Origin of the sequence: Pelatocladus sp. BLCC-F211 (assembly GCF_041928655.1) — a bacterium.
GTDB lineage: Bacteria > Cyanobacteriota > Cyanobacteriia > Cyanobacteriales > Nostocaceae > Pelatocladus.
In genome coordinates this window covers 1-12,954 of record NZ_JBHFLM010000006.1, presented here as the reverse complement: position 1 = coordinate 12,954, position 12,954 = coordinate 1, and the positions used below count along the sequence as shown (strand labels likewise).

Here is a 12,954-nt window from a genome sequence, read left to right as displayed (position 1 = left end):
TTCTCTCGCGAAAAAATAATGCTAATATGCATCACTTTAATGAATAACCATCAAAAATTTACTAAAACTTCAAAAAATAGCTGCGTGATTTCACTAGGTTACAAGTTTATGGGGGTTTGGGGGTGTAGCGGAAATTAGATATCCTGTTTGTGATTTGAATAAAATACCCAAACGCAGAAACAATGTTTTCTTTAATTAACTCTGTAAATCCCTGGGTTGTGGGAACAGCATTAAATTCTATGTTGTTAGTTGTAGCTTGGATTGCTCCTAAAAAGCTGCTCACTCCTGCTGGTTACTTCCATGCTGGGTTACTTGGTGTCCTGACTTGGGGAACATTAGGTTGGCAAGGATACATCGTTGTGATGTTCTATTTTTTAGTTGGTTCTTTTGTCACACGTATTGGTATGGCCCAGAAGGAAGCTGAAGGTATTGCTGAAAAGCGTTCTGGTGCAAGAGGTCCAGAAAATGTTTGGGGTTCAGCTTTGATTGGGACACTGTGCGCTTTGGGAGTAGGGATGCTAGACTGGGAAATCTTTCCCGTGACCCAATTCCTGATCCCTGATCCCCGCTCCCTACTACTTCTGGGTTATGTCGCAAGTTTTAGTACAAAGCTATCTGATACCTGTGCAAGTGAAGTGGGGAAAGCCTATGGCAAGAGTACTTTCTTGATTACCACCTTACAACCAGTTCCCCGTGGAACTGAAGGAGCAGTCAGTTTAGAAGGAACTTTGGCTGGTGTGGTGGCCTCAGTGGCGATCGCCTTTTTGGGTTGGGCGATTGGTTTAGTTGAACCTTTGGGTATAGTTTGGTGCGTAGTAGCTGCATTTATTGCCACAAATATAGAAAGCGTAATTGGAGCAACATTGCAATCAAAGTACACTTGGTTAACTAATGAATTAGTGAATATTTTAAATACATTAATCGGTGCGATCGCAGCGATTTTTTTGGCTTGGTTTTGGGCAATTACAGTTGCATAATGTGAATCAACAAAAGAGAGGAAATTGTAATTATAATCACGTGGCATTTTCAGAAAATTTTGAATGCGTAGTTATTTTTCCTAAAACACTCTAGTTGTTTGTGCGAGACTGTTCTAATTATTTTCCGATACTAGGTAGATATTTTTACGAATAATTTACAAGATAGAGTTGCCACTCTGTCTTGTAAGTCTTAACATGGCAATATAAAGTTGGCATGAGAATGTCAACTAAATTACGAATTTCCTCTGAGGGGAAAATGTATAATTACTCTTCTTCGTAGATCTACGTATTTATCCTATGGAATCTTCTTCCTTTCTAACTGTTAATGAGCAACAAATTTCGATTGGACAAGTAGTAAAATATTTGCAAAACGCTGGAAAACTAGGACAATTTATTGGGGATATTCTACGTCAATATGTCATAGAAAAAGAATTACAAACTCGCGAAGATATAGCTATTAGCCCAGCTCTCACTGAACAAGCAATTATTGATTTTCGACTCAAAAATCAACTGACAGATCCAAAAAGTTTTCAAGAATGGCTACAAAATAATGGTAAAGACTATGATTCTTTCCACTCCAGTGTTGCTTTAGGCTTCAAGTTAGAAAAACTCAAAGCAGTCATCACAGAACCCAAACTGCCAGAATATTTCATCGAAAGGAAAATTTTCCTGGATCGGGTGGTAATTTCGCGAATTATTGTAGACAATCGGGAATTAGCCGAGGAATTACAAGCCCAAATAGAGGAAGGAGCTAGCTTTGAAGGATTAGCTAGAGAATATTCACTCACAGATGATCGAATCGTCAACGGAATGATGGGCCCAGTCAGCCGAGGAACATTGCCTGATACACTCAGAGCAGCAATTGATGTGGCAAGCCCAATGGAAATAGTCGGGCCAATTGAGCTGGAAGAACGTTATGGTTTGTTTCGTCTAGAACAAATTTTGCCAGCTTCATTGGAAGATACTCAACTAAAGCAAGCACTACAGAATGAGTTGTTTGAGAAATGGCTAGCAGAGAAAATTCAGAAGCTAACGGTAAAACTGCAAGTGAATTAAACCTGATAGATGATGAGTCTTCACATACAAGGGTGCTAGCCTCTCTACCTTGGACACAAGCACCGCTATGTTGGTTAAGTTCACATCAGCAAACCCTATTGCAACAAAAGTCAGAAACTCTACGCTTCGGTTTAGGAAAAAAAATCTGGCCAAAAGATGGGGTAGGTTATCAGTTTTTGATTGTCAGTGGTAAAGTCCGCCTGCGAGAAGAAGGAGTTGGTAAACCACTAGCCACTTTAACAGCGGGTGATTGGTTTGGTAGCTTGCAGAAATTACCCCTCGAATGCAAAGCTGTAGCTGCTAGCAAAGATGTAGTAGTTGTACGTTGGCCTGTAACAATATGGGCAGAAATTTCCACACCACAAATTGAGGAGTTTTGGGGAGGGGACGAGGGAGACGAGGGAGACGAGGAAGACAAGGAGGACAAGGGAGATAAGAACTACTCCTCACATTCCCCCCAGTTCCCTAATTCCACTCAGCAGACTTACCCGTTTGTTGCTAGTCGGAATACGGCTGCTGCTTGTTTAACAATGGTGGCGCAACAGTTAGATCAACCTGTGAAGTTGGAATGGGTACAGCGCCAAGTCAGAGGACAGCAGCCAAAACATGTTGTAGAAGCAGGAGAAAAGTTAGGCTTTGTATTGCGAAGATTGCAAGTGAGTTGGATTGATTTGCAGCAATTGTCATTTCCGGCTTTATTGCAGTGGGGTGAATCACCGGAAGCTGAAGGTAACTGGGTGGTAGTTTATGCTGTCAGGGGCGATCGCTTACTCATAGCCAATCCTCTCAATGGCGATCGCACTTGTGAAATTTTATCGCAGTCATTGGTAGAAGAGTATTGGAATGGGCAACTGTGGCAAGTAGAGTTAATTCAAAAGCAGGAAAAATTTAACCTCAATTGGTTTCTACCGGCTGTCTGGCAATATCGGGGACTATTAGGGGAAGTGTTGCTGGCGTCGTTGACGTTACAAATGCTGGGGTTAGCAACGCCACTCATTACCCAAGTTGTGATCGATAAAGTCATGGTGCAAGAGAGTTTGGCGACTCTTGATGTCATGGCGATCGCATTGTTATTAGTGGCAATTTTTGAGGCTGCACTTGGGATTTTGCGGTTATTTGTTTTCACTCACACCGCCCGACGCTTAGATTTAAGTTTGTCCGCCCAGTTATTTCGCCACTTGATGCGCTTACCTTTAGCTTACTTTGAATCACGGCGGGTAGGAGACACAGTTGCACGGGTGCAAGAACTGGAACAAATTCGTCAGTTTCTCACTGGTACGGCTTTGACTGTGGTGTTAGACAGCATTTTTGCTGTGGTGTATTTGGTATTAATGTTCTACTACAGCATTCCCCTAACCTTTACGGCGTTGGCGGTGCTACCTTTATTTGCGATTCTGACACTAGTAGCTACACCAATTCTCCGCAACTGGCTCAACGAAACCTTTAACCGCAGTGCTGATAGCCAGTCATTTTTGGTAGAAACAGTGACAGGAATTCATTCGGTGAAAGCCCACGCAGCCGAAGCAGTAGCGCGCGATCGCTGGGAAGGTTTATTTGCTCGTTTTATCCGCACAGGTTTTAAAGCTTCCACCACTTCTAACATCAGCAGCAATATCGGTGACTTCCTAACTAATTTCTCTAGCCTGCTCATTCTCTGGTTTGGTGCTAAGTTAGTCATTGAAAACAAACTGACAGTTGGTCAACTTGTTGCTTTTCAAATGCTTTCTGGGAGAGTGACTGGCCCATTGTTAAGATTAGTACAACTATGGCAAAATCTGCAACAAGTCCTCCTTTCCGTAGACAGGATCGGCGATATTCTCAACGTCGCCCCAGAAGCAGAACCAGGCACAGGTTTAGTTTTACCACCCCTGAAAGGACAAGTCGTTTTTGATCAAGTATTTTTCCGCTACCGCCAAAATACTGAACCTGTGCTGCGGGGTATTTCCTTTAACGTGCAGCCAGGGCAATTTGTTGGTATTGTGGGACGTAGTGGTTCCGGTAAGAGTACCCTTTCTAAACTTTTGCAACGCCTCTATCAAATCGAATCAGGACGCATCCTGATAGATGGTTTTGATATTAAAAGTGCTGACTTAACTTCCTTGCGTCAACAGATTAGCGTTGTTTTGCAAGAAGACTTTTTATTCAACGGTTCAATTTTGGATAACATCACCCTTGGGAATCCAGAAATTACCGCAGAACAAGTAGTAGAAGCTGCTAGACTTGCTGTTGCTCATGACTTTATCAGTGAGTTACCCCACGGTTACGAAACCAATGTTGGTGAACGGGGTACAGCTTTATCTGGGGGACAACGCCAACGCATCGCCCTAGCGCGGTTGTTTCTTTCCCAAGCACCGATTTTGATATTAGATGAAGCTACTAGCGCCCTAGATAGCGAAACCGAACAACAGGTACTGCAAAACTTGCAAACAGTTTCTCAAGGACGGACTGTATTTTTAATTGCTCACCGCTTTGCACCTTTAAAACGTGCTGATTTAATTTTGGTGTTAGAAAAAGGAGTTCTGATCGAGCGCGGTACACATACAGATTTGTTGCAGCAAAAAGGTTTGTATTGGTCGCTGTATCAACGTCAGCAGTTTAATATTTAGTAGAAAGAGAGGCTAGAAAATCAACAAAGTTGTGCGTGCGTTATGCTGTTGCTAACGCACGCTACTAGCCTTCAATCAGATAAGGGATTGCCATTGAGAATTTCAGCTACAGTATAGTTTTGGCTGTTAATTTTTGTGTACGCTCCAAAAGTTGGTAAAAATATTTTATCGTTTTTGACGCGCAGTAAGTTAAGTTAAATTTCTCTCAGCAAAGTGATGGAAGAGTGCTAAGAGGCAGGTGATCGCGATACTAAAAGATACTTTAGAGGTTAAGGGAAAGCCCGTATTGACTATTCGTACCAAAAAAGGTACAAATATATTAATAACTGTTATGTAATATCAAAAACTGGCTAAATTTGTATGGCGAGTATAAAGTGTCAGAAATGCATTTTTAATTCGACCATGTGTATTGAGACAGATTTGATATAGATGACAGACAAGCGAATTCCAGCAAGGTTCTATCAAAATGAAAATGGCAAGGAGCCAGTTCGTGATTGGTTAAAAGATTTAGATCAGGAAGAGCGGCGCTTAATTGGAACTGACATCAAAACAGTGGAGTTTGGTTGGCCTATTGGAATGCCAACTTGCAGACCAATGGGGGATGGGTTATTTGAGGTTCGTACTGATTTACCTCAAAATCGAATTGCCCGTGTTTTGTTCTGTATTTATGAAGAGGAAATGATTTTACTTCATGGATTCATCAAAAAATCTCAGAAAACCCCAAAAAAAGAGCTGGAGTTAGCTTTAGATCGCAAACGGAAATTGGAGGCAGGAGGATGAACAAAAACCCATATGTGGGTTCGTCTCTTGATGATCTTCTGGAAGAAGAAGGCACACTTGAAGAGATTAACTTAATCGCTATCAAGCGGGTTATCGCTTGGCAGGTTAAACAGACGATGGAACAAAGGAATTTAACCAAAACAGAGATGGCAAAACAAATGAATACAAGTAGGTCATCTCTTGATCGACTTCTAGACCCAAATAACACATCTGTAACCTTAGATACTATAGATCGCGCTGCCAGGGTTATTGGTAAAAGAGTGCATTTTGAATTGATGGATGTAGTTTAGCTCATAGGTTCTCTGGTAATTTCTCTAAGTTCAAATGCAATCAGAATTCAACTTTTTTCAGCACTGGTATCCGCTTTCACCCGTTGAAGACCTAGACCCGAAAAGACCAACACCGATTACACTTTTGGGACTGCGCTTAGTCATTTGGAAACCCCACTCATCACAGACTTATCGCGTATTTTTGGATAAATGTCCCCATCGTCTTGCACCCTTAAGTGAGGGACGCATTGACGAAAAAACGGGTAATTTGATGTGTAGCTATCATGGATGGCAATTTGATCAGCAAGGAATTTGTACTCACATTCCCCAAGCGGAAAATCCAGAACTTGTGAGTAAGAATAAAGAAAACCTGTGTGCAGTTACCTTACCAGTTCGTCAAGCACAGGATTTACTTTGGGTGTGGCCTGATGCTAAATCAGCCGATATAGCGGCGACTACACCGTTACCTCTGTCACCGCAAGTAGATGCAAGCAAAGGTTTTGTTTGGTCTTCTTTTGTACGTGACTTGGAATATGACTGGGAAATCCTAGTAGAAAATGTCGCCGATCCTAGTCATGTTCCTTTTGCTCATCATGGGGTACAGGGCGATCGCGCACAAGCAAAACCTATACCAATTGAAATTCTGCAATCAACAGCAAATTTGATTGAAGCAGGTACTATCGGACGATTCCAAACAACAATTACTTTTGAACCACCTTGTCGGTTGGAATATGCAATCAAGTTTGGTGACGCTGGAAAGCAGATTGGACTCGTCACCTATTGTATGCCAGTATCTCCTGGGAAATCTCGGATTGTGGCTCAGTTTCCTCGTAACTTTGCCAAAACAGTTCATCGTCTCATACCCCGTTGGTGGAATCACGTTAGCGAACGTAATGAAGTTCTTGATGGAGATATGGTGCTTCTACAACAACAAGAGTATTTTCTCCAACAGACAGAATCGTCACAAAGCTGGAAAATTGCCTATAAACTACCTACCAGTGCTGATCGTTTAGTGATTGAGTATAGGAACTGGTTTGATAAGTATTGTCATGGACAGTTACCGTGGAGTGAAGTGGGAATAAGTGTTCCAGAAATCAGGAATATCAATGAAAATCGCGAACAAGTTTTGGATCGCTACAAACAACACACGCAGCATTGCAGTAGCTGTCGAGGTGCGCTGAAAGTTGTACAACGTATACAAATAGCACTTTTAGCATACTTTGCGATTACTGTTGCTGGAGTTGCTGTTCTTCCCGATGCACTTCGAGTCCAGCTTGGCTTACCGCTAGTGATCACAGCCCTACTTGGACTTGCAGCTTATGCTTGGTTAAAATTCTGGCTCAGTCCTAAATTTTACTTTGTGGATTATGTTCATGGGGATAGATAGGGAAAGAGTTCGTAGTAAGCACTTAAGTGCTTATAAAACCTTTTCCATGAACACAGTACATAGACTATCATTATATCGTTCAATCGAGTAAAAACCAAGCTTTCTGTAAAGTTTGAGTGCTTGTGGTTGTCGCTCTTCGTTAGCTAGGTCAAGTCTGACTTTCCGATACCCTGCTTGCCGTGCAGAATCGAAGAGCGTTTGAGCCATTTTCCAGCCGAACCCCCGTCCTCGATACTCTTTGAGAAACCACATTCGCTTGAGTTCACAGATTTCATCATCGAGTCGTCGAATCGCCCCAGTCCCTACAACTTGCTGATCATCAACCAAGACCAAGAACATACCACAATTGTCAAAATAATGTGACTGCACATTCTCGATATCAGACATTGAATCAAAGCGCCTAAAATCTGCTTCGGTCAGTACACCTTGCCAAATTTCTAGGGAAACTCCCATGACTATTTGCTTGGCTTGTTCGATTTGATATTGCTGGATTGGTCTAATCTCAACCACTGGCTTTGCTCTGATTGTACAAACTATCTACCAACCAAAAGCGCCAGCTAGAAGCTGACGCTCGTCATCATAGCTAAATCACAACTATTAAATCAACAAACTGCTGGGAATTCTCCCAACATCTTAACTTCTGGTTCTAATAAAATTGACCAGCGATCCTGTACTTGATACTGCACATGACGAATGAGATTGAAAATATCCCAGGCACTCGCACCACCGCAGTTGAGGATAAAATTAGCGTGGCGTTGTGCTACTTGTGCATTACCAATTTGGAAGCCTTTTAAACCAGTTTGTTCAATTAACCAACCTGCGGAATAGGGTTTGGGGTTGCGGAAGACGCTACCACAACTAGGTTTGTCGTAGGGTTGGGTTGTCAGCCGGTGTTGTTTGTGTTGCTTGGTAGTTGCAATTACCAGAGCGGGGTCAGCACCGGGTTGCATTCGGAATGTGGCTTGGGTAATGATGCGATCGCTTCCTTGTAAAATAGAAGTACGATAGCTATAACCCAATTGCTCGCTAGTCAAGGTTTCAATAGTGCCATCAGGTGAAAGTACTTGAGCGCTGACTAAGATATCTGCAATACAGCTATTATGCGCTCCTGCATTCATCACCACAGCACCACCGACGGTTCCAGGTATACCTACAGACCATTCTAAGCCCTGCCATCCTTGTTCTGCGGCTGCCATTGCCAAACCGGGAATAGGTTCCCCAGCAGCTACGGTTAATAGACCTGTTTCTAAGTCAAAATAAGTTTGACGGAGGCGACGAGTAGCGATGACTAAACCTGGAATTCCGCGATCGCTTACTAGCAAGTTAGAACCAGCTCCCAGTATTGTTACTCGTAAACCTTGCTCTTTTGCATACCTTAAACTAGCGTGCATTGCTTCAATGTTACGTGGAGCAACATACCATTCTGCTGGTCCTCCTACTCTGTAAGAGGTATATGCTGACAGAGGAACTTGTGGCTTGATCGCGCAGTCAGTACCAAGTAAAGGAATTTCCTTAATATCGGAATTAGTCGTTTGTTGTTTATTTACAGTCACACCAGAATTTGTGCAGACATCTACAGCTGCCTGGGAAATTACCATATTTACCAGAATCTGTTTTATTTTGATGTTTATCCACCGTAGGAACACGGTAATTTTTTGATGCAATCAAAGAAAGTTACAAAACTGACACCATGCCAGATAGAGAAACTAGTTTGTGAAACTTTTAGGATGTTGCTGTAGCTGGCTGACGAAGTGTAGCAATTACCTCCGGAATTACCTGATTTAAATTTCCAGCTCCTAAAAACAACGCTAAGTCTCCAGAACGTAGTGTTTGCTGTAAGAAATCACACATAGAACCGAGGTTTGCTTGATACTTAACTTGCGGATGATGTTTGGCAACTTCCTGTGCTAGTTGTTCACCGCTTACCTGTCCTAAGTTGACTTCCCCGGCGCTGTAAATGTCAGTGAGTATAACTACATCAGCATGGGTAAAAGATTCGGCAAATTCTTCTAAAAATGCCAGTGTGCGGCTGTAGCGATGGGGTTGGAAGATGGCGACTACCCTTTGTCCTGGCCTTGCTTGCAGACGTGCAGCGGCCAAAGTTGCCCGAATTTCGCTGGGATGATGAGCATAGTCATCAATAAATGTGATACCATGAGCTTCACCCCGAAACTCAAAGCGGCGTCTTGCACCTTCAAAAGTTGCAAGACCCTTGGCAATTTCACCAAATTCTAATCCCAAAACGCGACCAACGGCCACTGCTGCTAGAGCGTTGCTGAGGTTGTGGCGACTGAGCAAACGTAACTTTAACACACCCAAGGCTTTGCCCCGCTCCCAAACTAAAGCGGTAGTGCCATCCGCACGATAATCTATATTTGTAACGGTATAATCTGCACCTGCGTCTGAATATAAGCTATAACTAATTGTTGGTTGAAAGCGATCGCGCACCGTTGCACAATCAATGCTAGCCACTAGAGTCTGACAACTTTTAGCAAAGGTATGGAAAATCTCCACTACTTCTTCTAAATTGTCGTAGTGATCAGGATGGTCTAGTTCAATATTCGTGATTACACCGATTTCTGGGGCATGTTTGACTAATGAACCGTCTGATTCATCTGCTTCTGCTACTAAATAGCGACTTTGCCCTAATCTAGCGTTACCTTCCCAAGCATTAACTTCACCACCAATTAAAATCGTGGGGTCAAGACCCGCTTCCAGTAACATATATCCAATCATGCTACTAGTGGTGGTTTTGCCATGAGTTCCAGCAACTGCAATGCTGTCATATTCAGAAATTAAATTTGCCAATACATCTGAACGATGGAAAATTGGGCAGCCTAATTCTAATGCTGCTTTATATTCCAGATTATTAGTATTTATTGCTGTTGAACAAATTACTTGTGGTAATTGTGCCACTTTATCAGTTGACACATGATTTGGAGTATTTAAGACTACTTGATTTTCATTCTCTTTGGGACGAAAGAATTCCAAATTGCTTGCTTCTTGCTTGGCAAAAATATGAGCACCGATAGATTCCAATTTACAAGTTATATGATTTGGACGAAGATCCGAACCAGAAACTGGCAATTGTCGTTTTGCTAGCACGTATGCCAAAGCAGACATACCTATGCCACCAATCCCAATAAAATGAAATGGTCTACCGCTAAAGTCTACAGAATTTTTCATCGATTACTCCTCTAACACCACACCACACCATCATCACAAATAACACGCGTATCATAACAGGATTTTGTTTTTTATCGATACTACCTCTGTGTAAATCTCATACTCATGATTAGTTGATTTTGATGCTCAGATGACATTACTTTAGGATGATTTTAACCTCGTTAGTGGTTTTTCTCTTCCTGAACTAATATTATGTTTATTCTGCAAATTTCTGCATCTTCGGGAAATATAGAACTGTATTTTCAAACACATAACTTTGGTTTCATTCCTGGAATTAGCTACAATAGTAGACTGATGGTTAATTACTTTGAGATCAACTCAAGATAAATTAAAGAGAGTGGATGCAACAAATCGCAATTTTTGGTGGCACATTTGACCCTGTTCATTGGGGACATCTCATCGTAGCCGAAACTGCTCTCAATCAAGTACCCCTAGAAAAGATTATTTGGGTGCCATCAGCAGATCCTCCTCATAAAAAAGCGGCTTTGTTTCAACATCGTTTAGCAATGCTGCAAGCAGCGACAACAGACAACTCAGCATTTGCTGTTTCGCCGATTGAGCAATTGCAATCCGGTACTTCTTATGCCATCAATACTCTGATTGATTTAGCCACTTTTTATCCCAATACTCATTGGTATTGGATTGTTGGCCTAGATACCTTCCAAACGTTACCTCGGTGGTATCGCGGACAGGAATTAGCACAATTATGTGATTGGTTAATCGCACCCCGATCTGTTGGTAGTGAATGTATAACTCAAACTGATTTAATCTGCAAGGAGGTGGAGCAAAAACTGGCAAAGCAGTTTTATAGCATAAAATGGTGCTTATTGCATACCCCTTTGGTTGGAATTTCTTCAAGTATGATTCGTAACTTGTGTCGCGATCGCCAATCGATTCGTTACCTAGTCCCGGAATCAGTCCGAAGTTATATAGCTGACCATAATCTCTATGCTTGAAGTGGGGATCGGGGATTGGGCAACAAGTTCTTAATTTTTAATTTTTTAATTTCTAATTTTTAATTGATTTGTCCTCCTTGTCCCCGATCCCCGATCCCTGATTCCCGATCCCCTAATTAAAAAAATTTAAAATTTTTTTTGGGATCTCGCATTTTATAGTTATATATACTCCCCCCTTTGCGATATGATCGGGGTCAACCATAAGATTTAATTAGGCATATATAACAGAGGGCAAGACGCTGTGATTAGAGTTGCTATTAACGGTTTCGGGCGCATCGGTCGTAACTTTATGCGCTGTTGGTTAGGTAGAGAGAATAGCAATATTGACCTGATTGCTATCAATGACACCTCAGATCCTAGAACCAACGCTCACCTGCTCAAGTATGACTCGATGCTAGGGAAATTAAAAAATGCTGACATTACTGCTGATGATAACTCGATTATCGCCAACGGCAAGACCGTAAAATGTGTATCTGATCGCAACCCAGAAAACTTGCCCTGGAAAGAGTGGGAAATTGACCTAATTATCGAGGCTACAGGGGTATTTACCGCTAAAGAAGGGGCGATGAAGCATGTGAATGCTGGAGCCAAGAAGGTTCTAATTACCGCCCCAGGGAAAAACGAAGATGGTACTTTCGTAATTGGCGTAAACCATCACAATTACGATCACGACCAACACCACATCATCAGCAACGCCAGCTGTACCACTAACTGCTTGGCTCCCATTGCTAAGGTGCTGCACGAGAAATTCGGCATCATCAAAGGTACAATGACCACTACCCACAGCTACACAGGTGATCAGCGCTTGCTAGATGCTTCTCACCGTGATCTACGCCGTGCGCGTGCTGCGGCTATTAACATTGTGCCTACTTCCACCGGTGCAGCAAAAGCTGTAGCGTTGGTACTGCCAGCCCTCAAAGGCAAGCTGAATGGTGTAGCATTGCGTGTACCCACCCCCAATGTTTCAATGGTGGATTTTGTGGTACAAGTCGAGAAGTCAACTATTACTGAAGAAGTCAACGCAGCCCTCAAAAGTGCCTCTGAAAATGAGCTAAAAGGTATTTTGGACTACAGCGAACTACAACTGGTGTCCTCAGATTATCAAGGTACTGATGCTTCTTCCATTATTGATGCCAGCTTGACACTGGTAATGGGCGGTGACATGGTAAAAGTCATGGCATGGTACGACAACGAATGGGGTTATAGCCAACGCGTTCTCGACCTGGCAGAATTAGTCGCTGTGAAGTGGAAGTAATTAGGTTTGTTATTTGTTGGTGGTTGTTTGTTGTTTGGAAAAATTAACAACCAACCACCATCAGTGATAAGTTAAGAAAACTGTGCCTTTTTGACATACCTCCTTGTCCTAAAGTCCAAGGATTCCTTAACGCTTCATTGGGTTGTGCTACCGAAATAGTCTTATCATCCCTCGACGTTCGTTTAAAGTCTCCCAATGCCCTATGGCGACTATCCAAATTCTAGCACAATAGTCGAAAAGCCGTCCTAGAAGGACGGGGCTTGTATCCCATTATTTTCGGTCAAGGAGGATAGAGGAAAAGGTGATAAATCGATCTTGGGGATAGGCTTTCAGAGTGCTTTGACTACACGTAAAGTTTCCGGGAGCTTGGTAGCCCCTCGGCTTTAGCCAGGGGCGGAAAAGCGACATTGCGGCTTGAGCCGCAGTCTCTAATTTGATAGAATTGAGCAATCCCAGTAGGAATAATCATCGGCGTGTTGAAG

11 protein-coding genes are annotated in these 12,954 nt (G+C 42.4%); 8 read left to right on the top strand and 3 right to left on the bottom strand.

Annotated features, from left to right (window positions below):
- The first annotated feature begins 182 nt into the window (after nucleotides 1-182).
- From ACE1AT_RS00195 to ACE1AT_RS00170, 6 genes are all read left to right on the top strand, one after another.
- Nucleotides 183-977 (top strand): TIGR00297 family protein, encoded by a 795-nt coding sequence (locus ACE1AT_RS00195; RefSeq protein WP_374865325.1) that lies wholly within the window; start codon nucleotides 183-185, stop codon nucleotides 975-977.
- Between the two features lie 297 nt (nucleotides 978-1,274).
- Nucleotides 1,275-2,033, top strand: a complete 759-nt coding sequence (locus ACE1AT_RS00190) for a peptidylprolyl isomerase (RefSeq protein ID WP_374865324.1) — start codon at nucleotides 1,275-1,277, stop codon at nucleotides 2,031-2,033.
- Nucleotides 1,982-4,639: a type I secretion system permease/ATPase gene (locus ACE1AT_RS00185; protein ID WP_374865323.1), complete on the top strand. Its 2,658-nt coding sequence runs from the start codon at nucleotides 1,982-1,984 to the stop codon at nucleotides 4,637-4,639. The genes ACE1AT_RS00190 and ACE1AT_RS00185 overlap by 52 nt, the downstream gene beginning before the upstream one ends.
- Nucleotides 4,640-5,068: 429 nt before the next feature.
- On the top strand, nucleotides 5,069-5,419 hold the full coding sequence (locus ACE1AT_RS00180) for a type II toxin-antitoxin system RelE/ParE family toxin (protein ID WP_374865322.1): 351 nt from the start codon (nucleotides 5,069-5,071) through the stop codon (nucleotides 5,417-5,419).
- A complete protein-coding gene (locus ACE1AT_RS00175; RefSeq protein ID WP_374865321.1) occupies nucleotides 5,416-5,709 on the top strand; it encodes a helix-turn-helix domain-containing protein in 294 nt (97 codons plus the stop codon). Before ACE1AT_RS00180 ends, ACE1AT_RS00175 begins: the two co-directional genes overlap by 4 nt.
- Before the next feature lie 34 nt (nucleotides 5,710-5,743).
- Complete coding sequence (locus ACE1AT_RS00170; RefSeq protein WP_374865320.1) at nucleotides 5,744-7,075, top strand: Rieske 2Fe-2S domain-containing protein; 1,332 nt, start codon at nucleotides 5,744-5,746, stop codon at nucleotides 7,073-7,075.
- A 30-nt stretch (nucleotides 7,076-7,105) separates the two neighbouring features.
- On the opposite strand, the gene ACE1AT_RS00165 is transcribed toward ACE1AT_RS00170, so the two are convergent.
- The 3 genes from ACE1AT_RS00165 to murC form a co-directional block, all read right to left on the bottom strand.
- A complete protein-coding gene (locus ACE1AT_RS00165; RefSeq protein WP_374865319.1) occupies nucleotides 7,106-7,585 on the bottom strand; it encodes a GNAT family N-acetyltransferase in 480 nt (159 codons plus the stop codon).
- Nucleotides 7,586-7,677: 92 nt separating this feature from the next.
- Complete coding sequence (gene murB / locus ACE1AT_RS00160; RefSeq protein WP_374865318.1) at nucleotides 7,678-8,673, bottom strand: UDP-N-acetylmuramate dehydrogenase; 996 nt, start codon at nucleotides 8,671-8,673, stop codon at nucleotides 7,678-7,680.
- A gap of 124 nt (nucleotides 8,674-8,797) precedes the next feature.
- A complete protein-coding gene (gene murC, locus ACE1AT_RS00155) occupies nucleotides 8,798-10,261 on the bottom strand; it encodes a UDP-N-acetylmuramate--L-alanine ligase (RefSeq protein WP_374865317.1) in 1,464 nt (487 codons plus the stop codon).
- Nucleotides 10,262-10,602: 341 nt separating this feature from the next.
- Here murC and nadD point away from each other — a divergent pair, with 341 nt between their 5' ends.
- Both nadD and ACE1AT_RS00145 read left to right on the top strand, forming a co-directional pair.
- Complete coding sequence (nadD, locus tag ACE1AT_RS00150) at nucleotides 10,603-11,217, top strand: nicotinate (nicotinamide) nucleotide adenylyltransferase (RefSeq protein WP_374865316.1); 615 nt, start codon at nucleotides 10,603-10,605, stop codon at nucleotides 11,215-11,217.
- Between the two features lie 241 nt (nucleotides 11,218-11,458).
- Nucleotides 11,459-12,472 (top strand): type I glyceraldehyde-3-phosphate dehydrogenase, encoded by a 1,014-nt coding sequence (locus ACE1AT_RS00145; protein ID WP_374865315.1) that lies wholly within the window; start codon nucleotides 11,459-11,461, stop codon nucleotides 12,470-12,472.
- Nucleotides 12,473-12,954 lie beyond the last annotated feature (482 nt).